The organism is Sphingomonas sp. (genome assembly GCF_036388215.1).
Lineage (GTDB): Bacteria > Pseudomonadota > Alphaproteobacteria > Sphingomonadales > Sphingomonadaceae > Sphingomonas.
Genome location: NZ_DASVSH010000005.1, coordinates 38,746 through 62,583, shown reverse-complemented (window position 1 = coordinate 62,583; position 23,838 = coordinate 38,746). Strand labels below are relative to the sequence as shown.

Annotated in this window: 20 protein-coding genes and 1 tRNA gene; 16 read left to right on the top strand and 5 right to left on the bottom strand. The window is 63.6% G+C overall.

Annotation, left to right across the window (positions count from 1 at the left end):
- Nucleotides 1-27 precede the first annotated feature (27 nt).
- The 6 genes from VF617_RS02285 to VF617_RS02260 all read left to right on the top strand — a co-directional run bounded on the left by VF617_RS02285 (nucleotide 28) and on the right by VF617_RS02260 (nucleotide 5,734).
- Complete coding sequence (locus VF617_RS02285; protein ID WP_331013240.1) at nucleotides 28-786, top strand: class II aldolase/adducin family protein; 759 nt, start codon at nucleotides 28-30, stop codon at nucleotides 784-786.
- Between the two features lie 370 nt (nucleotides 787-1,156).
- The gene (locus VF617_RS02280; RefSeq protein ID WP_331013239.1) at nucleotides 1,157-1,666 is read left to right on the top strand and encodes a (2Fe-2S)-binding protein; all 510 of its coding nucleotides are present in this window, start codon (nucleotides 1,157-1,159) and stop codon (nucleotides 1,664-1,666) included.
- Nucleotides 1,667-1,781: 115 nt separating this feature from the next.
- Nucleotides 1,782-2,720, top strand: a complete 939-nt coding sequence (locus VF617_RS02275; protein ID WP_331013238.1) for an RcnB family protein — start codon at nucleotides 1,782-1,784, stop codon at nucleotides 2,718-2,720.
- Nucleotides 2,721-2,829: 109 nt separating this feature from the next.
- On the top strand, nucleotides 2,830-3,552 hold the full coding sequence (locus tag VF617_RS02270) for a 2OG-Fe(II) oxygenase (RefSeq protein WP_331013237.1): 723 nt from the start codon (nucleotides 2,830-2,832) through the stop codon (nucleotides 3,550-3,552).
- Between the two features lie 40 nt (nucleotides 3,553-3,592).
- Nucleotides 3,593-5,356 carry a single-stranded-DNA-specific exonuclease RecJ gene (recJ, locus tag VF617_RS02265; protein WP_331013236.1) on the top strand — a complete coding sequence of 588 codons (1,764 nt, stop codon included), beginning with the start codon at nucleotides 3,593-3,595 and terminating at the stop codon, nucleotides 5,354-5,356.
- A 303-nt stretch (nucleotides 5,357-5,659) separates the two neighbouring features.
- Nucleotides 5,660-5,734: transfer RNA gene (locus tag VF617_RS02260), tRNA-Glu, on the top strand.
- A 211-nt stretch (nucleotides 5,735-5,945) separates the two neighbouring features.
- Here the strand turns inward: VF617_RS02260 and VF617_RS02255 are convergent.
- The 3 genes from VF617_RS02255 to VF617_RS02245 are packed head-to-tail and all read right to left on the bottom strand — an operon-like array spanning nucleotide 5,946 to nucleotide 8,010.
- Nucleotides 5,946-6,911 (bottom strand): transglutaminase family protein, encoded by a 966-nt coding sequence (locus VF617_RS02255; protein ID WP_331013235.1) that lies wholly within the window; start codon nucleotides 6,909-6,911, stop codon nucleotides 5,946-5,948.
- Nucleotides 6,912-7,322: a hypothetical protein gene (locus VF617_RS02250; RefSeq protein ID WP_331013234.1), complete on the bottom strand. Its 411-nt coding sequence runs from the start codon at nucleotides 7,320-7,322 to the stop codon at nucleotides 6,912-6,914.
- A gap of 13 nt (nucleotides 7,323-7,335) precedes the next feature.
- Nucleotides 7,336-8,010, bottom strand: a complete 675-nt coding sequence (locus tag VF617_RS02245; protein WP_331013233.1) for an RHS repeat-associated core domain-containing protein — start codon at nucleotides 8,008-8,010, stop codon at nucleotides 7,336-7,338.
- 429 nt (nucleotides 8,011-8,439) lie between these two features.
- Here VF617_RS02245 and VF617_RS02240 point away from each other — a divergent pair, with 429 nt between their 5' ends.
- Complete coding sequence (locus VF617_RS02240; RefSeq protein WP_331013232.1) at nucleotides 8,440-11,517, top strand: glycoside hydrolase family 2 protein; 3,078 nt, start codon at nucleotides 8,440-8,442, stop codon at nucleotides 11,515-11,517.
- 7 nt (nucleotides 11,518-11,524) lie between these two features.
- Here the strand turns inward: VF617_RS02240 and VF617_RS02235 are convergent, their stop codons facing one another.
- Nucleotides 11,525-13,183, bottom strand: coding sequence for an MFS transporter (locus VF617_RS02235; protein ID WP_331013231.1), 1,659 nt, complete (start codon nucleotides 13,181-13,183; stop codon nucleotides 11,525-11,527).
- Between the two features lie 101 nt (nucleotides 13,184-13,284).
- On the opposite strand from VF617_RS02235, the gene VF617_RS02230 reads away from it, so the two are divergent.
- The 7 genes from VF617_RS02230 (at nucleotide 13,285) to VF617_RS02200 (ending at nucleotide 19,559) form a co-directional block, all read left to right on the top strand.
- Nucleotides 13,285-13,551: a DUF6356 family protein gene (locus VF617_RS02230; protein ID WP_331013230.1), complete on the top strand. Its 267-nt coding sequence runs from the start codon at nucleotides 13,285-13,287 to the stop codon at nucleotides 13,549-13,551.
- On the top strand, nucleotides 13,527-14,894 hold the full coding sequence (locus tag VF617_RS02225) for an FAD/NAD(P)-binding protein (RefSeq protein WP_331013229.1): 1,368 nt from the start codon (nucleotides 13,527-13,529) through the stop codon (nucleotides 14,892-14,894). The genes VF617_RS02230 and VF617_RS02225 overlap by 25 nt, the downstream gene beginning before the upstream one ends.
- 41 nt (nucleotides 14,895-14,935) lie before the next feature.
- Nucleotides 14,936-15,973: a 4-hydroxyphenylpyruvate dioxygenase gene (hppD, locus tag VF617_RS02220; protein ID WP_331013228.1), complete on the top strand. Its 1,038-nt coding sequence runs from the start codon at nucleotides 14,936-14,938 to the stop codon at nucleotides 15,971-15,973.
- Nucleotides 15,974-16,115: 142 nt separating this feature from the next.
- The gene (hmgA, locus tag VF617_RS02215) at nucleotides 16,116-17,396 is read left to right on the top strand and encodes a homogentisate 1,2-dioxygenase (RefSeq protein ID WP_331013227.1); all 1,281 of its coding nucleotides are present in this window, start codon (nucleotides 16,116-16,118) and stop codon (nucleotides 17,394-17,396) included.
- A 69-nt stretch (nucleotides 17,397-17,465) separates the two neighbouring features.
- Nucleotides 17,466-17,819: a Rieske (2Fe-2S) protein gene (locus VF617_RS02210; RefSeq protein WP_331013226.1), complete on the top strand. Its 354-nt coding sequence runs from the start codon at nucleotides 17,466-17,468 to the stop codon at nucleotides 17,817-17,819.
- Between the two features lie 11 nt (nucleotides 17,820-17,830).
- A complete protein-coding gene (locus tag VF617_RS02205) occupies nucleotides 17,831-19,000 on the top strand; it encodes an isovaleryl-CoA dehydrogenase (RefSeq protein ID WP_331013225.1) in 1,170 nt (389 codons plus the stop codon).
- A 58-nt stretch (nucleotides 19,001-19,058) separates the two neighbouring features.
- Nucleotides 19,059-19,559 carry a DUF3237 domain-containing protein gene (locus VF617_RS02200; RefSeq protein ID WP_331013224.1) on the top strand — a complete coding sequence of 167 codons (501 nt, stop codon included), beginning with the start codon at nucleotides 19,059-19,061 and terminating at the stop codon, nucleotides 19,557-19,559.
- A gap of 1 nt (nucleotide 19,560) precedes the next feature.
- Here VF617_RS02200 and VF617_RS02195 read toward each other — a convergent pair whose 3' ends face one another.
- Nucleotides 19,561-21,633 (bottom strand): M13 family metallopeptidase, encoded by a 2,073-nt coding sequence (locus tag VF617_RS02195; RefSeq protein WP_331013223.1) that lies wholly within the window; start codon nucleotides 21,631-21,633, stop codon nucleotides 19,561-19,563.
- A 121-nt stretch (nucleotides 21,634-21,754) separates the two neighbouring features.
- Between VF617_RS02195 and VF617_RS02190 the strand changes: the two genes are divergently transcribed.
- Nucleotides 21,755-23,356: a carboxyl transferase domain-containing protein gene (locus VF617_RS02190; RefSeq protein WP_331013222.1), complete on the top strand. Its 1,602-nt coding sequence runs from the start codon at nucleotides 21,755-21,757 to the stop codon at nucleotides 23,354-23,356.
- A gap of 2 nt (nucleotides 23,357-23,358) precedes the next feature.
- Nucleotides 23,359-23,754: a hypothetical protein gene (locus VF617_RS02185; RefSeq protein ID WP_331013221.1), complete on the top strand. Its 396-nt coding sequence runs from the start codon at nucleotides 23,359-23,361 to the stop codon at nucleotides 23,752-23,754.
- Nucleotides 23,755-23,838: the final 84 nt, after the last annotated feature.

Below are 23,838 nucleotides of genomic sequence, written 5' to 3'. Positions count from 1 at the left end.
TCAACCAAAGACATAGGAGAGACCGCCATGGCCACCGCGATCGCAACCGCGCAGATGACCGAAGCCGAATGGGAAGCCCGCCAGCAGCTCGCCGCCTGCTACCGCGTCTTCGATCACATGGGCTGGTCGGAGATGATCTATAACCACATCACGCTGAAAGTGCCCGGCGAGGAAGGCGCGTTCCTCATCAATCCGTTCGGGCTGCATTTCAGCGAAGTGAAGGCGTCGAACCTCGTCAAGATCGATATCGACGGCAACAAGCTCGACGACAGCCCCTATCCGGTCAACCGCGCCGGCTTCGTCCAGCACGCGCTGTTCCACCGACACCTCCCCAACGCGCACTGCATTGCGCATTCCCACACCACTGCCGGCATGGCGGTGAGCAGCCTCAAGGGCGGGCTCCAGCCGGTCAATTTCTACGCGTGCAATTTCATCGGCCAGCTCTCCTATCACGACTTCGAAGGCGTGACGGTCCGCGACGAGGAAGGCCAGCGACTGCTCGCGAACCTCGGCGACAAGACCATGATGCTGCTCCGCAACCACGGCATCCTCGTGATGGGCAAGACCGTCCCCGAGGCGTTCATCAAGCACTGGTCCCTCCAGCGCGCCTGCGAAATCCAGATGGCGACGCTGGCGATGGGCGAGCCTTTGGTGGTGCCTGACGAAGTCGTCGCGATCCACCAGCGCGACCTCTACATGGCGCAGGTGCCTGGCGGCCCGGGTGCCGCGGACTTCGCGGCGATGGTGCGGCTGGTGGACAAGAAGGATACGAGCTGGCGGGAGTAAATCCATCTCCAAATGGGCCGCCACATCGGATCGGGCGGACCGCCCGCCGCATGTCGCTGTGCTACAAGGCAGTGTTCCGCTATTGTTCCGCCGACCCGCTCTTTGAACTGTCAAGAACTCCGTCGCGCAATGCGAAACTTTACTACTCGCGTGCGCAACGAAACATCACGATTCACGGGAATCTGCGAATCTAGCGCCGCATCTCCAACATTGGCGCTTGCTCGACTCGGAACAATGCCGCTTCCGGAAACGCCGCGTTTCTTCTTATCCCCTCCCGCTTGCGGGAGGGGTTAGGGGAGGGCATGTACGCTGCCATGCACTGTAATCGACATGCCCTCCCCCGTCCCCTCCCGCAAGCGGGAGGGGTGATTTGACTCGCTTCACTGTCAACAACCAGCCGGTCGAATACCGCATGGACCCGCGCACTCCGCTACTCTGGGCCTTGCGCGATGCGTCCAATCTCACCGGCACCAAATATGGCTGCGGCACCGGCGATTGCGGGGCGTGCACCGTCGATGTCGATGGCGCCGCGCGGCTGGCGTGCCAGGAAACGATCGGGGCGCTGGAGGGCACCTTCGTCACGACGATCGAGGGGCTGTCCAAGGATCGCGGCCATCCGGTGCAGCAGGCGCTGATTGCCGCCAATGTTTCCCAATGCGGCTATTGCATCCCCGGCGTGGTGATGGCCGCCGCGGTGTTGCTGCGTGCCAACCGCAGTCCTTCGGAAGCCGACATCAAGGGGGCGCTTCCCAATATCTGCCGCTGCGGCATCTATCCGCGGCTGATCGGCGCGATCGAGCAGGCCGGGCGGATTGCGCGGGGGGACGAGGCGCTCGACGCGATCGAAGGCGCGCAACCTCCTGAAACCCAGCCCGAATAGGCTGCGGAATCCTTTCAATCGGCTGACATCCGAATTCAGGAACCCGACAGTCGTCCACTCGTAATTAAGCATCACTCAGACCCCGGCGCCCTTGCCGGTCGAGCGGAGAAACTTGATGAGAAAGACCTTGCTCGCGGCGATCATCGCCGCAACGGCCCTGGTCCCGCCGGCTGCGCTTGCGCAGGACCGGGAGGGACGCCGCAACCGCAACAATGGTGGCCAGGTGCAAAGCAGCCAGAACGAAATCCGCCAGAATCGCGGCGAATGGCGCCAGCGCGTCCAGGAGTCGCAGGCTCAGGCCCCGGCCCAAGTCCAGGCCCAGGCACAGCCGCAGCGCAGCTGGGGCGGCGATCGTCCGGCCCGCACGCAGGACGGCAATCGCGGCAGCTGGCGTCAGTCCGCCACGCCGCAGGCTCAGGCCCAGGCCCAGGCGCAAGCCCAGGCTCCCGCCCAGGTCCAGCAGCGGCGCGCCGTTCAATCCACGCCGCGTCAGGAGTTCCGCACGGAGCGCCGCGACGACCGTCAGGATTTCCGACAAGAGCGTCGCGAGGACCGCAGCCAGCTTCAGAACGGTCAGGTGACTCGCCAGCAGTTCCGCACGGACCGCCGTGACGACCGGCAGGACTTCCGGCAGGACCGCCGCCAGGACCGCAGCCAGTTCAACCGCGACAACGGCCGCGGTACGTGGAACAACGATCGCGGCAACAACAGCCGCGGCTGGGACAACAACCGCGGCAACACCAGTCGCTGGAACAATAGCTGGCGGAGCAACAACCGCTACGATTGGCGCGGCTATCGCAACACCAATCGCAGTCAATACCGGCTTCCGCGCTATTATGCGCCGTCGGGCTGGGGCAGCTACCGGCGCTTCGGGATCGGCTTCACGCTGAACTCGATCCTGTTCAGCAACCAGTATTGGATCAGCGATCCCTGGTCGTATCGCCTGCCTGACGTCTACGGGCCGTATCGCTGGGTGCGTTATTACAACGATGCGCTGCTGGTCGATATCTACACCGGCGAAGTGGTCGATACCGTCTACGACATCTTCTGGTAAGAGAGCCCGCACTCTCGCCGGAAATCCTGGGGCCCGGACGGAAACGTCCGGGCCTCTTGGCGTATAGCGGCCCCTTGACCCGGCGGCCCTCAGCGACGATCTGGCACGCGTGAGCAAGAATGTCGGACGCGTATCGGGGACGCCATCGCCCAATCGGGCCCGGATCGGGCGCGAAGTCGCCGCGCGGCTGGAAGCCGATCCGAAGATCACGCGCGCGAAGACCGAAGCCGCGGCGATGTACACCTATCCCGATTTCCTCAGCGCGCACGAATGCGACTTGCTGATCGAGCTGATTGACGCCGCGGCGCGACCCTCCACGCTGCTCGCTACCCACAATGATCCCGAATTCCGCACCAGCAGCTCCACCGATCTAGATCGCTGGTCCGATGCCGTCTGGCCCATCGACGATCGCATCGCGATCCTGCTCGGCCTCCCGCCCGCCAATGCCGAGACGATGCAGGGCCAGCGCTACGCCCCCGGCCAGCAATTCCGCGCGCATTGCGATTATTTCCACGAAGGCGCGGAATATTGGGCCAAGATGCTCGAATATGGCGGCCAGCGCACCTGGACCGCGATGGTCTATCTCAACGATGTCGATGAAGGCGGCGCCACTTGGTTCCCCCGCGCCGGCGTGCGCTTCAAGCCCAAAAGGGGCCTGATGGTGATCTGGAACAACATGTGCCCCGACGGCAGCCCTAATTACGATACGCTCCATGAGGGCACCCGCGTGGTGGAGGGGCAGAAGTACATCATCACCAAATGGTTTCGCGAGAATGCGTGGATCCGCGGGCACGTGCCGACTTACGTCAGCAGCACCGGCGCCCAGCGCTAAAACCTCGACACGAGCGCTGTCCGCGTTCATTGCCTGTTCCATGTCCCCCGTCCTCAATGTCCACCACTCGATCCTCGGCCAGCCCTGGCGCTGGCGGGGGCTGGCGGCGGATGCGCGCGAGGGTCTGGCGCCCGATGACCTGGTCACACAGCTGCTGCTGACTCGCGGCGTCATACGGGAGGAACTCGATCAGCACCGCAGCCCCAGCATCCGCGCCTTCATGCCCGATCCTTCGATCTTCCGGGACATGGACCGCGCCGCCGATCGCCTCGCCGATGCGGTGCAGGCGCGCGAGCAGGTCGCGATCTTCGGCGATTACGATGTGGACGGCGCGACATCCGCCGCGCTCCTTGTGCTACTGCTGCGCGATCTGGGGCTGGAGGCGCGCCCGTATATCCCCGATCGCCTGATGGAGGGCTATGGCCCCTCGGGCGAGGCGCTGGTTCGGTTGAAGAACGAAGGTGCGGACCTGATCGTCACGGTGGATTGCGGCGCACAGGCATTCGAGGCGCTGGAGATGGCGCGCGCCGCGCAAGCGGAAGTGATCGTGGTGGATCACCACAAATGCTCGCCCGAGCTTCCAGTCGCGCACGCGCTGGTCAATCCCAATCGCCTGGATGAGACTCACGGCGCGGCATATGGCCATCTAGCCGCAGTCGGCATGGCCTGGCTGCTGGGCGCGGCACTCGTGCGGACGCTTCGGGGACGCGGCTATTTCGGCGAACGGCCCGAGCCCAAATTGCTCGACCTGCTCGATCTGGTAGCGCTAGGCACCGTCGCCGACGTGGCGTCCCTCAAGGGCCTGAACCGCGCCTTCGTGGCGCAAGGTCTCAAGGTAATGGCGCAGCGCCGGAATATCGGCATGAACGCCCTGATCGAGGCCTCTCGCCTCACCCGCGCACCCACCTGCACCGATCTCGGCTTCGCGCTCGGGCCGCGCATCAATGCCGGCGGGCGTGTCGGCCGCTCCGATCTCGGCGTCCGCTTGCTCACCACTCGCAATCCCGATGAAGCCCGCGCGATCGCCGAAGAGCTCAACCTGCTCAACGAAGAGCGTCGCACGATCGAGGGCGATGTGCAGCGCGAGGCGGAGGAACTGTGCCTCACCAGGGGCAATCGCGCCGTCGCGGTCATCGCCGCGCGCGGCTGGCATGCCGGAGTGATCGGCATCGTAGCGGGGCGGCTCAAGGAAAAGCTCGGCCGGCCGGCGATCGTGATAGCGCTGGACGAAAACGGGATCGGCAAGGGATCGGGCCGCTCGATCTCCGGCGTGGACCTGGGCGGCGCAGTGATGGCCGCGCGCGACACCGGCCTGCTCCACGCGGGCGGTGGTCACGCAATGGCCTGTGGCGTGACGATCGCGGAGGGCAATCTGGAGGCCTTCGCCGATTTCCTCGAAGAGCGCCTGTCCGAGCGGGTGACGCAATCGATGGGCGAACGCGCGTTGCTCCTCGATGCGGTGCTCGCCCCCGGCGGCGTCTGCCCCGAACTGGTGACCGCGATGGACGAGGGCGGCCCCTATGGCATGGGATGGCCGGCCCCCCGCGTCGTCGCGGGCCCGGTAAGCGTGATCAAGGCCGATGTGGTGGGCACGGGCGGGCATGTTCGCGTGATCGTCGCCGGCGAGGATGGCCGCAGCCTCAAGGCCGTGGCCTTCCGCCAGGCCGAGACCGAATTGGGCCAGGCGCTCCTCTCCGCCCCGCGCCATCGAAAGCTCTGGCTCGCCGGACGTTGCAGGATCGACGATTGGGGCGCGAAGCCCGCGGCCGAATTGCATATCGAAGACGCGGCGTGGGTGAATTGATGCATTTTCCCAAACATGCAGCCATCACTCGCGTTGAATTCTATAAGCGCGACGAGATCACGACCGATCTGATCTGCTGCGACATTGCCGCGGGCAAATCTATTTCTTTCACGAGGAGATGCCTCACTGGGCCGAATTGATAGCGCATCTGGAGCAACTGCCCCGCTTTCGCTCTGATTGGTTCGCCGCCGTCAGCCATCCTCCCTTCTCCGAGTCACCTACTGTCGCTTATGAAATACAAGGATCGCGCGCGGGCGCTTGACCCGCCGCCCTGCTTTGCCTAACCGGCCCTTCCACCCGGACGGCCCCTTCGTCTAGCGGTTAGGACGCGGCCCTTTCACGGCTGAAGCACGGGTTCGATTCCCGTAGGGGTCACCAATGCCACGCTAACGTCTTGTAATAGGCCGGAAAGCGCGGTTTTCAGCCTTTCACAGCCAACTGGTCACAATTTTGTGATACGGAAGGCAGGGTCGAAATGGGAGGCAAGCGGCGCCTACAGCAGCGCGGGGAGACGTGGCGCTGCTAATGGCAAACTTGGGGCGGAAGATTGCCCGCTAGACCCGCCGCAACAGCTAGGGATACAGAGCCGCTATTCGGTGGGCTCCCAGCCCAAAGCTTCGGCGGCCTTGAACAGCCTTTCATTCTCCTGCGCGAGCGCTTGGTAACGGACACGAAGCGCGGGCGGGATCAGGGCGGGTATTGGGTATTTCTCGATGAAATCCCCTTGAAGAATGCCGCCGATCGCGCTGGCTTTCTTGACCATCGTATAGGGTTCGCGCGGGTTCACCGCGAGGATCGCGTCCGCCACTTCGACAGCCTCTTGATAGCGGCGCTGCTCCAGCAGGAAGTCCAACACGACATTCGCCATTTCGGCGATGCTCTCGCGCTTGCTGAGCGTCCGCATGTAGATGCCGCTCTCAAGGGCCCTGTCGGTCATCGGCAGATTCTTCCGATACCAGTCCGTTCGCGCTTCGTGACCGCCGCTGGTCGCCTCAAGGTTGTGATCCACACCTTGCGGGTCGGTATATCGCACAAAGAAATGGAGCGGTGCGGTGCCGAGATGCACGTTGAGGCCCATCCTGTCGGCAACGATCAAGAACAGGAAAGGCATCGACACGCAGTTGCCCTTGCGGGTCTGAACGTATGTGGAGAGAAGCCGGTTCTTCAAAATCTGCCCGAGCGGGTCCGCCCTGTCATAGGCGAACGCGCTATTGTAGTTCCACGGGCCAGAATCGTAGATAGTCTTGCGGACCGCTGCCAGCTTGTAGGCATCTGTCGGGTTTGGCCCGGCCATCTGGCGGGCCGCGTCAACAAGCCGCGCGATCGTGAGTTCGGTTGTTTGTAGGTTCGCGGTGGGATCGACGATCTTGTTGACCGCAAACGCGGCCCTTGAATAATCCAGCCGCTCATCTGCTTCGGCTAGGAGGCCCACAATAGGCGACACTGCGGCTTGGTATGGCGCAGCGGGCGCTCGGATAGGGACCATCGCCGAGGCCAAAAGGCAGAAAGTAACCTTCCGCCGGGTCACAGGAAATCGGTAATCAATAACCCACATTCAAAGAGCATGAATCTTGTCAGGGCGAGCGACAAGCCAATAGAAAGTACTCGCAGCCGTTGAAAGCGCCAACAGCACAACAAATTGCGCTGCATAGCTAGGCCATCCGAGTGTCCAGTCAGTTTTCATCATATTCGGCAGAATGAAGTAACAAGCCAAAACCGCACTCGCTAAGAAGCCTACCAAGAGATACCACGGCAGCGAGTATGCTTTGATCGCGTTAAGTAGAATTACGGATGGAAGGCCAACGGCAAACGCAATCGCGAGGGCAAACGCCAACGCTAGAGGAAATGCCCAAATTGCCTCGCGGGGATTTCCGGCGACAACGCCGATGAGGCCCAAAACGACACCGGGTATAAACGCGGCCATCAGTAAAACTACCGCTTCTCGGATGCTAAGAATGTTCTTCACGAGTACAACATTCTCAGCAGCCAGCACCCGGATGGGTTTGGCAGAACTTCATGTGCGCGATGGACGGCTGTGGGGTTTGTTCCCGCCATACTCCGTTGATCGGTCCTGCCGTATTTGATCCCGGGCGCTGCAAATTACCATTTCCTTCGCCCCAGTTTTGAATTGTTGACCCTCCGTTTGGTCCTGCATCCACCTGTCGGACAACGATGCCGCTTTGAAGTGGATGACCCGGCAGAGTCACATTCACGACCACCGATTTTCCACTGACTTTATTAGTCGTGGTAAACGACCTAACCGGGCTGATGTTCACCGGTGATAGGCCACCGAGAACCGGCGTGGCGTCGTTCACAGTTCCCTGCGGGGTCGCGGGTGAAGGCATTCCGGGCGTAGGATGATCCGCAACCCAACTTTGCGTGGATTTCGGGTCCCAGTCTGTCATGGCGGGCGTGGAATAGGAATGATAGTTCGCGTCGCCAGCCTTGAAGTCTTGCCAACCCTTCTGCTGTGGGAAAGATACTGTATAATTGGACGTTGTGCAGGTCGTTACGCCGTTGTTGCTGACACAATCTTTGCCGCGAGGATCGCGGTTATTGATAGGGTCATTGCCGACGTAAGCGTACAGATTGACGCTGTCTTCGTAGCCGACTGGATCAACCTGCAAGAAGCGGGCGTCGCTGCCGTGCTCCACAAAATTGAAACAATTCCGAGTGCGGAACCGACAGTCACTCTCGCCTGCTTCATGATCTTCCCCTTCAAGAGCGCACGGGACTTACACTGATCTGAACACGGGCGAGCAATTTCGTCAATGCCATATGAACCCAGTTTGCAGCTTCCATATCGCCGCCGCAAGCACTTCTAATCCGCCAAGGGCTTTTCTTGGCAACCCCACTGTGATACAAAGCTGTTGCCAGTTGGTCCTAAGTGACTGAAAAACAGGTGGCCAAACGGGGCTGATTGGGTTTCCCGTAGGAGACACCATTTTTTGGCGGTGGCGGCGCCGTCGCCAGCGGCGGTAAGCGCCGGCACGCTCTCATCCTGCGATGGCGAGATTGACATGAGCCGTCGCGCGCCTTTCAAATGCGCGAGCCGGCGCCGGCTGCCTGAAGGAAACTCGCTGATGATTTCGATACGACGCGCCTGCGTGCTGTTGGCGGTGGCCGGGGCCGCAATATTCCCGCTCGCAGCCGCAGCGGCGCCGGAGACCGAGCGCGTGTACCTTTCGGGCAAGGGGCCCAGGGACGCGGTCCCCTGGGACTTCGTCGTGAGCGCCGGCCGGCGCGCGGGCGAGAAGGCTAAGATCCCCGTCCCGTCAAACTGGGAGCAGCACGGCTTCGGCACCTATCGCTATGGCGAGGACAAGGGCAGCAAGGCCGACGAGACCGGCGTCTACACTCGCCGTTTCGCCGCCCCGGAGGCGTGGAAAGGCAAGCGGGTCCGGCTGGTGTTCGATGGCGTGATGACCGACGCCGCCGTCAAGGTGAACGGCGTATCGGTCGGCCCGACGCATCAGGGCGCATTCTATCGTTTCCGCTTCGACGTGACCGATGTGCTGAAATACGGTTCGGAGGCGAATAACGAAGTCGAAGTGACCGTCAGTGAAACTTCCGCCAATGCCAAGACCAATGCAGCCGAGCGCGCGGCCGACTATTGGATATTCGGGGGCATTTTTCGCCCCGTATGGCTGGAGATACTCCCGACCGAGGCCATCGAGAACGTCGCGATCGATGCTCGCGCCGACGGCAGTTTCGCCGCCAACGTATCACTTCTCGATCCTCGCCAGGTTACCCGCATCGAGAGTCAGATATTCGCCTCGGACGGTCGCCGGGTGGGCGCGCCGTTCTCGACCGCGATTCCGGCAGGCGGCGGCGGCATCATGCGAGTGGCCACACGCATCCCCTCCCCGCTGCTCTGGACCGGCGAGACCCCCCATCTCTACACCGCCAAATTCACGCTTTATCGCGGCAACGAGGCCGTACACGAAATGCGCCAGCGCTTTGGCTTCCGCACATTCGAAGTGCGCCCCGGCGACGGCCTGTATCTCAACGGCCAGCGCATCCTGCTCAAAGGGGTGAACCGCCACAGCTTCCGCCCGGACACGGCACGCTCACTCGATCCGGAAGACAATTACGCCGATGTCCGCCTGATCCGGGCGATGAACATGAACGCGGTGCGCATGTCGCATTATCCGCCCGACGAATCCTTCATCGAGGCGGCGGACGAACTCGGCCTGTACGTGCTCGACGAGCTTAGCGGTTGGCAGAACGCGCATGATACCCAAGTGGGCCGCCGGCTGGTGCGCGAGATGATTGAACGCGACGTGAATCACCCCAGCATCCTCTTTTGGGATAACGGCAATGAAGGGGGCTGGAACCGCGCGCTGGACGGCGATTTCGCGCTTTACGATCCGCAGAAGCGGCGCGTTCTGCACCCTTGGGAATTGCACGACGATCTCGATACCAAGCACTATCCGCCCTATGACGATGTCGTCCGTCGCTTGTCCGGCGCGCACCTGTTCATGCCGACCGAGGTGCTGCACGGCCTGTTCGACGGCGGTTCGGGCGCGGGCTTGCATGATTATTGGTCGGCGATCGAGCAATCGCCACGCGGGGCCGGCGCGTTCATCTGGGTATTCGCGGACGAGGGGATCGCCCGCACCGATCAGGGCGGCCGCATCGACGTGTTCAGCACGCTCGCGCCGGATGGCATCGTCGGCCCCCGCCATGAACGCGACGGCAGTTTCGATGCGATCCGCGACGTGTGGTCCCCTGTGCAGGTTGCGGCGCCCCTTCTCGACGATACGTTTGACGGCACACTGGCCGTCACCAACAAATATGATTTCACTTCGCTTGCCGATGTGCGCTTCGAATGGCGGCTGCTGCGGTTCCCCAGGCCGGCGGACCGAGCGGCGGCGGCCCAACCGCTCAAGCGGGGCATCGCCGCATCGCCGGCGGTTCCCGCGCACAGCTCCGGCACGATGCAACTCGCACTGCCGGGAGACTGGCGAAAAGCGGACGCGCTCTTGCTCACGGCCACGGATCGCAGCGGGGCTGAAGTCTGGACCTGGACATGGCGGATACCGTCGATCCAGCGCCCGCTCCCCGCTGGTGGGGCGCGGGGCACACCCGCCATCGCAGAAACGACCGATGAAATCCGCCTGGCCGCGGACGGCAAGACCGCCGTCTTCGATCGCCGCACTGGCTTGCTTCGCCGCCTGTCTGCCGGGCAGCGCTCGCTCGATCTCGCCCAGGGCCCGCGCCTGGCATATACCCGCCCCCGCCCAGCGGGACCCCCCGCCTGGCTTCCCCTGACCGCCACAGGCGCGGACGGCACGGTGCGCCGGCTGGCGACGCCCCAGCTCGCCAGTTTGATTGAGGTCGATCTTGATTTTGCCCGGACCGACGCCTGGGCTGCGCTCAAGCTGGAAGTATCGCCCAACGGCAATCGCTGGATCACGATCTCGGATGGCTCGCGCCGCCAACGCGACGGAAACCGCTACGCCATCGCGCCGCAGGTGGTGGCGGCGGTTCGCCTCTCCGGGGTGCGGAAGAATGACGGCGCGCCGATCGCGATCAAGGACGTGCGCGTCGCCTTCGAAGCGGCGCGCTTCCCAGCGCCCGTTCCGGCTGTCATCGTCCGATCCGGCACCACGGCAGCAACCGGCGGCGCTCCCGCAACCGCCTGGCTCGAAGCCGAGGGTGCGGGCGGCCTTGATCGCACCCGCTGGACGATGCAGGGCGATGGTTCCCTGACGCTCGACTATGCCTATTCGCTGGAAGGCGAAGTCCTGTATCACGGCGTGACTTTCGATGCGCCGGCCGCCGTGAACAGCCCGTTCCGCGCGCTTGCCGAAGGCCCGCATCCGGTGTGGCAGAACCGGCTGCAAGGCGCCAACCTCGCCGTCCGCGATCAAGCGCCGCTTCCCGGTTATTATGCCGGTCTGCAATGGGCGCGCTTCAACAGCGCGGGAAGCGCCTGGACCGTATCGGCCACCACGCCAGATACTTATCTCCGCGTCGGTACCCGCCTGGTGGATCATCCGAACACCTCGCCCGAATTCCCGGCGGGCGACGTCTCGTTCCTGCGCGCCATTCCGGCCATGGGATCAAAGTTCGTCACCCCCGAGCAATCGGGGCCGAGCGGCAAGCCGGCGCGCGCCACCGGACGCTACATCGGCTCGCTCGTGTTCACCTGGTAAGCTAGACCTAATCCTCGATGCGGCGCGTCCGGGTCTCCGGAAGCAGCAACAGCCCGATCACGAAGGTGACCGCGGCCGCCACCACGGGATACCAGAGCCCGTAATAGATATCCCCCGTCGCCGCGACCATGGCGAAGGCGGTCGCCGGCAGGAAGCCGCCGAACCAGCCATTGCCGATATGATAGGGCAGCGACATCGAAGTGTAGCGGATCTTGCTGGGGAAATACTCGACCAGCAGCGCGGCGATTGGGCCATAGACCATGGTCACCAGCAGCACGAGCACGAACAGGATGCCGACCACCTTGGGCTTGTCGATCTGCGCGGGGTCGGCCTTCGCCGGATAGCCGGCTGAAGCGAGCGCGGCCTTCACCGCCGCCTGATAGTCGGCCACCGCCTTGGCGTCGCTCGTCCCCTGGCGGGGGTTCGGCGCGGGGAAGCTGGTATTGCCGATCTGGATCGTCGCGGTGTTGCCCACAGCGGCATCCACGCTCTTATAGCCGATGCCCTGCTTGGCCAGGAACGTCTTGGCGATGTCACAGCTGGACGAATCGAACTTGTTCTTGCCCACCGGATCGAACTGGAACGAGCATTCCGCGGGGTCAGCCATCACTTGCACGGGCGCATCACGCAACGCGTGCGCCAGCTTGGGGTTGGCAGCTTCGGTGAGCATCCCGAACAAACTGAAATAGCTCACCGCCGCCAGCGCGCAGCCGGTCAGGATGATCGGCTTGCGACCGATCTTGTCGCTCAGCCAGCCGAAGAACACGAAGAAGGGCGTGCCGAGCGCAAGCGCGATCGCGATCAGGATGTTGGTGGTCGCGCCATCCACCTTGAGCGTCTTTTCGAGGAAGAAGAGCGCGTAGAATTGCCCGGTATACCAGACCACCGCCTGGCCCACGACTGCGCCGAACAGCACGATCAGCACCATCTTGAGGTTGCCCCAGCGCAGGAACGCTTCGGTGAGCGGCGCCTTTGACGTGCCGCCGCTGTCCTTCATCTTCTGATAGACCGGGCTCTCGTTGAGCTGGAGGCGGATCCACAGCGACACGCCGAGCAGGATTGCCGAGGCGAGGAAGGGAATGCGCCAGCCCCAGGCCGCGAACGCCTCCTCGCCCATCGCATAGCGCGTGCCGATCACGACGAGCAGCGATGCGAACAGGCCGAGCGTGGCGGTCGTCTGGATCCAGCTCGTGTAAAGCCCGCGCTTGTTGTTCGGCGCATGCTCGGCGACGAAGGTCGCCGCGCCGCCATATTGCCCGCCCAGCGCAAGTCCCTGCAGCACGCGGAGCAGCACCAGCAACGCGGGCGCGGCCACGCCGATTGCGGCATAATTCGGCAACAGGCCGACCGCGAAGGTCGAGGCGCCCATGATCCCCATGGTGACGAGGAAGGTGTTCTTGCGTCCAACAAGATCGCCGATCCGACCGAAGACCAGCGCCCCGAACGGTCGAACCGCGAACCCCGCGGCAAAGGCGCCAAGCGCGAAGATGAAGCCCGTCGTCTCGTTCACGCCCGCGAAAAATTGCGCCGAGATCGTCGTGGCGAGCAGGCCGTAAAGGTAGAAATCATACCATTCGAAAACGGTGCCGAGTGATGAAGCCGCGATCACCATTTTCTCGTTGCGCGTCGCACGATGGTGCTGCGGCAATTCCGCTTCGTCGGCCATCCTGATCCCCTTTATAAGATAATTGGCAGAGAAGCACATGCGGCCGTCCCTGCAAAGCCCCGCACTTTGCATTGCCGTCGCGCGGGCCTAAACGGACGCGCATGATCGACCGCCACTTCCTCTCTCATCCGCGCAGCGTCGGCGAAAGCTATGGCGAGCATGCCGCCACCGCCGCGCGATTCGGCTTCACGATGATGCTGGGGGGCGCGGCCTGCGTGATCCACGCCGTGCTGCCCTCGTTGTTCGTTCGCACCGCGAGCGACACGGTCAAGCGGCTCTACGGCCAGATGAAGGCGCGCCAGCCCGCCTTCTCGCAGGAGCGCCCGGCGTTCCAGCAGCCCGAATGGCAGATCGAGTACGAGATCTGATCGAGCACGTCGCCATTATCGGCGCGGGTTTTTCGGGGACGCTGCAGGCGATAAACCTGCTCCGCTACGAAGGCCCGCGCGCCACGCTGATCGAGCGCGCGCCGGTCGCGGGCACCGGGCTCGCTTACGGCGCCGCGCATCCCAGCCATGTGCTCAACGTGCGCGCCGCGAACATGAGCGCATTCCCCGACGATCCCTCGCATTTCGTCCGCTGGCTTGAGGCGCGCGGCGTGGCGAATGCGCCCGCCGCCTTCATTCCGCGCGTAACCTACGGCGAATATCTTCGCGAATTGCTCGAAGCCGCGCTGCGCGATCCATCCGGACGGCTCACGCTGGTACGCGGCGAGGTCGAGGATTTGGAATTCGGCGATGAAGTGAAAGTGCGCCTCGCCGATCGCACCCTGATGGCCGATGCCGCAGTGCTCGCGGTGGGCAATCTTCCTCCCCACGATCCCCCCGGCCTCAATCCGGAAATGCTCTCCCCCGAACGCTATAAGGGAGATCCGTGGCACCCGAGCGTTCCCGAGAACTTGGCGGATACCGATACCGTGCTGATCATCGGCACCGGGCTCACGATGGTCGATGTCGTGCTTCTGCTCGACGCGCGCGGGTTTCGCGGGCGGACCGTCGCGCTTTCGCGCCGCGGGCTGCTGCCGCGCAGCCATGCGGCCTCTTCGGACTGCGGCAAGATCGCCGAACGGCCCGCGACGATCGCTTCGCAACTCCTGCAGAGCGTCCGCCGGCGCGGCGAAGGCATCGGCTGGCGAAACGCCGTCGATGAACTGCGCCCCTTCACTCAGGGCATGTGGGGAAACGCCAGCGAGGCAGAGCGCGCGCGTTTCCTGCGCCATCTGCGACCCTGGTGGGACGTGCATCGTCACCGGCTTGCCCCGGAGGTCTATGCGAGGCTGATGTCGGTAATCGAGCGTGGGCAGCTTGAGGTGATCGCAGGCAAGACGCTCGGTTTCGACGAGCAGCCCGAAGGCATCCGGGTAGCGTTCCGCCGCCGCGGCGCGGACGATAGTGAAACGCTCCTCGCCCAGCGCATCGTCAACTGCACCGGCCCCCTCGGCGATCTCGCCCGCACCGAGGAGCCGCTGCTCCAAAAGCTCGCGGCACGCGGCCATATCCGCCCCGACGCGGCCCATCTCGGCATTGATGTGGACAATCAGGGCCAGACCATCGCGGCCGACGGCTCGTCAAACGGGAACCTCTACGCGCTTGGACCGATGACACGGGGCGCGTTCTGGGAAATCGTCGCGGTGCCCGATATCCGCAACCAGACCTGGAACGTCGCACGTCGTCTCTCCAATGCCCATTGGGTCGGCGGCGAAGGACTTTAGTATCATTTGACACTAAATCGCGCGAGGAGTAGCGGGCAGCAATGGAAAACCCGGCAAATCCCCTCGGCCTGAACGGCTTCGAGTTCGTCGAATTCACTTCGCCCGATCCCGAGGCGATGGCGCGGCAGTTCGAGCAATTGGGCTTCGTGCCCTCGCATCGGCACCTCAGCAAAAACATTACCCGCTATAAGCAGGGCCGCATAAATCTGATGCTCAATCGAGACGCCGATGGCCGCGTCGCGCAGTTCCGCAACGAGCATGGCGCGTCCGCGAGCGCGATGGCGTTTCGCGTCGCCGATCCGACACTCGCGATGCGCTGGGCTCTCGATCACGGCGCCCAGCCCACGATGGAAGACGATACCGTCATCGAGGGCATCGGCGGCTCATACCTCTATTTCATCCAGGACGGCATCGACCTTTACGCCGATTGGGCCGAAATCCCCGGCTGGCGCGAAGCCGAGGCCGCCAACAATGTCGGGCTCGACCTGCTCGACCATCTCACCCACAATGTCCGCCGCGGCCAGATGCGGGTCTGGTCCGACTTCTACAAGACGCTCTTCGGCTTCGAGGAGCAGAAGTATTTCGACATCAAGGGCCAGGCGACAGGCCTGTTCAGCCAGGCGATGATCGCCCCCGACAAGGCGATCCGCATCCCCTTGAACGAGAGCCAGGACGACAAGAGTCAGATCGAGGAATTCATCCGCGAATATCATGGCGAGGGCATCCAGCATCTCGCGCTGACGACGCCTGATATCTTCGATACGGTCGAGCGGCTGCGCGCCCGCGGAGTGAAGCTGCAGGACACGATCGAGACCTATTACGAGTTCGTCGACAAGCGCGTCCCCGGCCATGGCGAGGATCTTGAGCGCCTCCGCAAGAACCGCATCCTGATCGATGGCGATGTCGGAGACGAAGGGCTGCTGCTCCAGATCTTCACCGAGAACATGTTCGGCCCGATCTTCTTCGAGATCATCCAGCGCAAGGGCAATGAAGGCTTCGGCAACGGCAATTTCCAGGCGCTGTTCGAGAGCATCGAGCTGGATCAGATCAGGCGCGGGGTGATTCAGGTCGATGCGTAACTTTCCCCCTCCCTTTTAGGGAGGGGTTAGGGGTGGGTAGAGTGCTCGTGAGACTGCGCCGAAATACCAAGCTTGTCCGTACCACCCGGACGCTACCCACCCCCAGCCCCTCCCTGGAAGGGAGGGGAGTAGGATGAGCCGCATGACCGATTACTTCCCCGGCTTCGGCAACCATGTCTCCACCGAGGCAATCCCCAGCGCCCTCCCGATCGGGCGTAATTCCCCGCAAAAGCCCCCCTTCGGCCTCTACGCCGAGCAACTCAGCGGTACTGCTTTCACGGCGCCCCGCCACGAGAACCGCCGCTCCTGGCTCTATCGCCTCCGCCCCAGCGCCGAGCATCCGCCGTTCGAACGCTATCAAGGCGCAATGCACTTCGCGCCCGGCACCGTTGACGGCCCCCTGCCCCCCAATCGCCTCCGCTGGGACCCGATCGGAGTGCCCGCCCCTGGCACCGACCTGATCGACGGCATGACGACGATGCTGGCCAATCGCGACCCCGCCGATCTCGAAGGCGTCACGGTGCATCTCTATGCCGCAAACGAGGACATGGAGACCCGCGCCTTCGTCGATGCGGACGGCGAATTGTTGTTCATTCCTCAGACGGGCCGGCTCCTGCTGCTCACCGAACTCGGCCGCATCGAAATCGCTCCCGGGCAAGTCGCGCTCATCCCGCGCGGCGTGAAGTTCCGTGCGCTCCTCCCCGATGGCGAAGCGCGCGGCTATGTCGCCGAAAACCACGGCGCCCTCTTCCGCCTCCCCGATCTCGGCCCGATCGGCGCCAACGGCCTCGCCAATGCGCGCGACTTCGAGACCCCTGCCGCCTGGTTCGAGGACCGCGACGAGCCCTTCGAGCTTGTCCAGAAATATATGGGGTCTCTGTGGACCACGAAGCTCGATCACAGCCCGCTCGACGTGGTCGCGTGGCACGGAAATTTCGCGCCATGGCGCTACGATCTCGCGCGTTTCAACACGATCAACACCGTCAGCTTCGACCATCCCGATCCCTCGATCTTCACGGTGCTGACTTCGCCCAGCGACGTGCCCGGCCGCGCCAATGCCGATTTCGTGATCTTCCCCCCGCGCTGGATGGTCGGCGAAGACACGTTCCGCCCGCCCTGGTTCCACCGCAACATCATGTCTGAGGCGATGGGCCTGATTCATGGCGCATACGACGCAAAGGCCGAAGGCTTCGCGCCGGGAGGCCTGTCGCTGCACAATCTGATGGCCGGCCATGGGCCTGACGTTGCAAGCTGGGAGGGGGCCTCCAACGCGGACCTCAAGCCGCACAGACTTGAAGGCACGATGGCGTTCATGGTCGAGACGTGCTGGCCGTACAAACCCACGCAATTCGCGCTGGATACCTCGCAGCCCGACTACGACGCGGCTTGGGCGGGGTTTCCCAAGGCGAAGCTGCCAAAGTGAGCGACTCCTCAAATCCGCTCATGCTGAGCTTGTCGAAGCACCCTTCGACAAGCTCAGGGTGAGCGGGTGATGGAACGCCTCTCCACCACGCCCGCAAACGTAAAGCTCGGCCCTCTCGACCTGATCCCCGACAACACCGCGCGCAATTTCGTCCTGGAAATGCGTGCCGGTCGCTTCCACGGCTTCGTCGTCCGGAAGGGGGAGGAAGTCCACGGCTATGTTGACCGCTGCGCGCATATGGCGATCCCCCTCGCCCAGCAGCTCGACCAGTATCTCACGCCTGATGGCGCGCTCATCCAGTGCAGCTGGCACGGCGCGCTGTACCGCATCGAGGACGGCATTTGCGTGGGTGGCCCTTGCACAGGTGCGCGGCTACAGGCTTGGCCAGTCGCGGTGCGGGACGGCATGATCGTAACCGCTTGAGAGGAATGCACATGGAACAGACCCTCGATTTCGGTCTCGGCGAGACCGCCGACATGATCCGCGAGACGACGCAACGCTTCGCTAAGGCGGAGATCGAGCCGCTGGCCGCGAAGATCGACGCCGAAGACTGGTTCCCTACCGAGCTATGGCCGAAAATGGGCGAACTCGGCTTGCATGGCATCACTGTCGAGGAGGAATTTGGCGGCCTCGAACTCGGCTATCTCGAACATGTCATCGCATGCGAGGAAGTCAGCCGCGCTTCCGCCTCGATCGGCCTGTCCTACGGCGCGCACTCCAATCTGTGCATCAACCAGATCCGCCGCTGGGCCTCGCCCGAGCAGAAGGCTAAATACCTCCCCAAGCTTGTCTCCGGCGAGCATGTCGGCAGCCTGGCGATGTCCGAAGCCGGCGCGGGTAGCGACGTGGTCAGCATGAAGTTGCGCGCCGAGCAGAAGGGGGATCGCTTCATCCTCAATGGCACCAAATTCTGGATCACCAACGCGGCCTATGCCGACACCCTGGTGGTCTATGCCAAGACCGGCGCCGGAGAAAATGGGGGGGGCTCGCGCGGGATCACGACCTTCCTGATCGAGAAGGACATGCCCGGCTTTTCGATCGGCCAGAAGATTGACAAGATGGGGATGCGCGGCTCCCCCACCGCCGAACTGGTGTTCGACGATTGCGAAGTGCCCGAAGAGAATGTGATGGGCCCGCTCAACGGCGGCGTCGGTGTGCTGATGAGCGGACTCGACTACGAGCGCACCGTCCTCGCCGGTATCCAGCTCGGCATCATGCAAGCCTGCCTCGACGTGGTCATTCCCTATCTTCGCGAGCGCAAGCAGTTCGGCAAGCCGATCGGCGCGTTCCAGCTGATGCAGGCCAAGGTCGCGGACATGTATGTCGCGCTCAATTCCGCGCGTGCGTATGTCTACACCGTCGCCAAGAATTGCGACGCCGGCAACACGACGCGTTTCGACGCTGCGGGCGCAATCCTGCTCGCGTCCGAGAACGCCGTGCGCGTGTCGCTGGAGGCGATCCAGGCGCTGGGCGGCGCGGGCTATACCAAGGACTGGCCCGTCGAACGCTTCGCCCGCGACGCCAAGCTGCTTGATATCGGCGCCGGCACCAACGAGATCCGGCGGATGCTGATCGGGCGGGAGTTGATCGGGGCATCGCAATAGGAGCCCTAGCCTCTCCCCCACGCCAGAGATTTGCGGCGCGTTGCGCGCATGCTACCCCATGTCGATGGACGGCTTGCCCCATCACCTTCTCACCACGCTTTCGCTCGCGGTCGATTTTCGCAGTGTCGTGCGGATCGGTGAAACCGCGGCCGGGCATCGGGGAATCGTTCCGATCACTGGCGGAAGCTTCGCTGGGCCCCGCCTGAACGGAGACGTGCTGCCCGGCGGCAGCGACTGGTTCGTGACGCGGCCCGATGGCAGCCTCGCGATCGATGTTCGCCTCACGCTGCGCACGCAAGATGGTGCGCACATCTACTTGAGCTATGCCGGCTATTTCCTTGCGAGTCCGGCTACAATGGCGCGGTTCCGCGCGGGCGAGCAGCTTTCCCACGACGAATACGCCCTCCACGCGATCGCGCGCTTCGAATGCGGCGATCCGCGCTATGCGTGGCTCAACGACACGCTTGCAGTCGCGGTCGGGGAGCAGACACTTGCCGGCCCGATCTATACAATCTCCGCGATCGGCCCCTCCCCCCGCGCACCGGGGGAGGGAGCCTAAATCACCAGACCTTCACGCGCTTGTCCGGGGCGAGGAACAGTTTCTCGCCCGGCTGCACGTTGAACGCCGGATACCAGGCGTCGAGGTTGCGCACGGTCATGGCCCGCCAGCGCGCGGGGGCATGGCCATCGGTCGCAATACGCGCGCGCAACTGCTGCTCGCGGCTCTTGTCGCGCCATGCCTGGGCGTAAGCCAGGAAGAAGCGCTGGTCGCCGGTAAGCCCGCCGATCACTGGAGCCTCCTTGCCACCGAGCGATGCCCGATAGGCTTCGTACGAAGCGATCAGCCCCGCCACATCGGCGATATTCTCGCTAAGTTCGAGCTTGCCGTTGAGATGAAGCCCCGGCAGCGCTTCATAAGCGTCATATTGCGCGACGAGCGCGGCGCCCTGCGACTTGAAGTGCGCCAGATCCTCGGGGGTCCACCAGTTGCGCAAGCGGCCCGAGCTGTCGAACGTGGCCCCGAGGTCGTCGAAACCATGGCTGATTTCATGGCCGATCACCGCGCCGATCGAGCCGTAATTCGCCGCTGCGTCCGCGCCCGGATCGTAGAACGGCGCCTGAAGGATCGCGGCTGGGAAGTTGAGCGCGTTCTGCAGCGGCAGATTGACTGCGTTGACAGTCTGCGGCGTCATCCACCATTCGCCGCGGTCGGGCGCCTTGCCAAGCTTTGCCAGCTGATGCCGGGTCTCGGCTTGTTTCGCGCGGCGCAGATTGCCCACGGGATCGTCGGCCTTCACTTCAAGCGATGCGTAATTGCGCCACTTGTCGGGATAGCCTACGCCCACCTGCATCGCCGCGATCTTCTTGCGCGCCTCCGCCTTTGTGCCCTCGCTCATCCAGGTCAGGCCCGCGACTCGCTTGTCGAACGCGGCCTTGATGTTGGTCGCCATGTTCTGGATGTCTGTCTTCGAAGAGGCCGGAAAATAATCCTTCACATAAAGCTGGCCCACTGCGTCACCGAGCCAGACGTTGACGTTGGCGATCGCGCGCTTGTCGCGGGGGCGCGGCTTTTGCTGGCCGCTTAGCTCCTTGGAGAAGAAATCGAACCGCGCCTGATCGAAAGCCGCCGGCAACACCGAGGTGACCTGATTGATGCTGTGGAACGCCAGCCAGTCCTTCCAGGCATCCAATGGTTCACTCGCAACGAGCTGCGCCAGCCTGGTGGTGGTCGCTGGATGCCAGACAATGAAATCACTCTGGCTGCCTATCCCAGCCGCGTTCCAGAAGGCATCCCAATCGATCCCAGGCGCCTTCCTGGCGAAATCGGCCTTGGTCCACGGGTTGTTGGCCTTGTGCGCGTCCTGGCTCGTCACATTATCGGTATGCGCCTGCGCGATCCTGGTCTCGAGATCGAATACCCGCTTCGCCCGCGCCTCCGGATCGGTCATGTTCGCGAGGCCGAAGAGCTTGGCGACATAGGCCTGATATTTGGTGCGCAGCCCGGCCATCCGCGGATCGGGCGAGAGATAATAGTCACGCTCCGGCAGGCCCAGCCCGCCCTGCAACACATAGGGCACATTGATATCGGGCTTGTCGAAGCCCTGGCTGATGAACAGGCCGAACAAATTCTCGGTAGCGAAATTGGTAGCGTTGAGCGGATCGACATCGACGCGCACGTTCCCCCCAAGGGCCGCCGACAGGGTCTTGGCGTCGTTGATCGCGCCGATCGCGTTCATCTCCTCGCCCAGCGGCGCGAGCCCGCGCGCTTCGATGCCGGCCGTGTCGGTGAAGGCCGTATACCAGTCGGCGATGCGCCGCGTATCGCTCCCGGCGGCGGCGTTCGCCTTGATCGCGCCCTGGATGATCGCAATGTTGTTTGCCTCGGCCTTGTTGAACACGAGCAGCCCGGTGCCGATGCTCGAGCGGTCCGCCGGAATCTCGGTCTTGGCGCGCCAGCCGCCGCTGGCATATTCGTCGAAATCGTCGCCGGGCTTCACTGATTTGTTCAGCCCGTCGAGATCGACGCCCACGGCTGTGCCGGCGTTCGCGGTGATTGCGTTTCCGCCGTTGCCCGAGGGCGTGCAGGCAGTGGTCGCGAGCAGCGCCGCGAACATAAGTGTATGGAGTTTCAAAGCTATGGTCTCCCGAAGTCTTGCGGGGGCACTACACCGGCACCGATACGCAAGCCAGCGGGGTTCCCAACAGTGACAGGCGCGTCTAGTCACAACAGAAACCAGTCAGGATGAATGCCAGATGAGCGCGCCGGTGCTCGACACCAAAATTTCCGTGGAGAGCGAGGGCTTCCAGGCAAATGCTGCGCATAATCGTGCGCTTGCCGAGCGGCTGCGCGCCGATGTCACGAAGGCCGCGCTGGGCGGTTCGGAAGCTTCGCGCGAGCGCCACGCCGGGCGCGGCAAGCTCCTGCCTCGCGATCGTGTCGAGCGTCTGCTCGATCCCGGCAGCCCCTTCCTCGAGATCGGCCAGCTCGCCGCCAATGACCTCTACGACGGCGAAGTCCCCGGCGCGGGGATGATCGCGGGGATCGGCCGCGTATCGGGCCGCACGGTGATGATCGTGTGCAACGACGCCACGGTGAAGGGCGGTACCTATTACCCGATGACGGTGAAGAAGCATCTCCGCGCGCAGGAGATCGCTCAGGCCAATCGCCTGCCCTGCATATATCTGGTCGATTCGGGGGGAGCAAACCTCCCCCACCAGGCCGAGGTATTCCCCGACCGCGATCATTTCGGGCGCATCTTCTTCAACCAGGCCAACATGTCCGCGCTCGGCATTCCGCAGATCGCCTGTGTGATGGGAAGCTGCACCGCGGGGGGCGCCTATGTCCCGGCGATGAGCGACGAGAGCGTGATCGTACGGAATCAAGGCACGATCTTCCTCGCCGGCCCCCCGCTGGTGAAGGCCGCCACTGGCGAAGTGATCAGCGCCGAGGATCTCGGCGGCGGCGACTTGCACGCCCGCAAATCGGGCGTGGTCGATCACGTGGCGGAGAATGACGAGCATGCGCTCACGATCGTCCGCGACATCGTCAGCCACTTGCCCGCCGATCGCACGCCCGACATCGCCCTGCTCGATCCACGCCCGCCGAAGTACGATGCCAGCGACCTCTACGGCATCGTGCCCCAGGATGTCCGCGCGCCCTATGACGTGCATGAAGTCATCGCCCGGCTGGTGGACGGCAGCGAGTTCCACGAGTTCAAGGCGCTCTATGGCGCCAGCCTGGTATGCGGCTTCGCGCATATCTGGGGCATGCCCGTCGGCATCATCGCAAACAACGGCATCCTGTTCTCGGAGAGCGCCCAAAAAGGCGCGCATTTCATCGAGCTCGCCTGCCAGCGGCGCATTCCCCTGCTGTTTCTCCAGAACATCTCGGGCTTCATGGTCGGCGGCAAATACGAGGCGGAGGGCATCGCCAAGCACGGCGCCAAGCTGGTCACCGCCGTCGCCACCGCGACCGTGCCCAAGATCACGATCCTGATCGGCGGCAGCTTCGGCGCGGGCAATTACGGCATGTGCGGCCGCGCTTACTCGCCGCGCTTCCTGTTCAGCTGGCCCAACAGCCGCATCTCGGTGATGGGCGGCGAGCAAGCGGCGTCGGTGCTCGCTACCGTCCACCGCGATGCCGACAAATGGAGCGACCAGGAGGCGGAGGCTTTCAAGCAGCCGATCCGCCAGCGCTACGAAGACGAAGGCAACCCCTGGCACGCCACCGCACGGCTATGGGACGACGGCATCATCGATCCGGTGCAGACCCGCGACGTGCTGGGGCTCGCGCTGGCGGCGACGCTCAACGCGCCAATCCCCGAACGTCCGGCATTCGGGGTGTTCCGGATGTGATAATGCAAACGGTTTTTCAGACTGATGAATATGGTTGCGGCGCTGCCTGTTTGGCAATGTTGGCAGATATCTCATATTCAGAAGCGAGGAAACGGCTGTTCGGGCGTGGCAGGCCGTCCTCCTCCGGTGTGACGAGAGCACCATTGATTTCCGCGCTTCGCGGGTATGGCCTGGAAGTGGGAGCTTCCGGAAGGCTAAAGGCGGGCGCGGTGGTCAACTTGCGGGATAACGCGCTCCTCTACGGAAAAATTCTTCCCACCAGAGGAATGATCGATCCGACCCAGAACACGTATGGCCACTGGTTGGTTTGGGATGCTGAACAAAAGGTGGTCCGAGATCCGTACAAGTACAAAAAGCCAGTTTGGCTAACGTCATTCACGGTAATTCGAGAAAAATGATGCCCGTTTCCGCCGTCGTCAATCGCCCCGGAATCGTCGGCTCTTCAATCCTCCCCGAGACGAGCTCGGGGAGGTTTTAGAAAG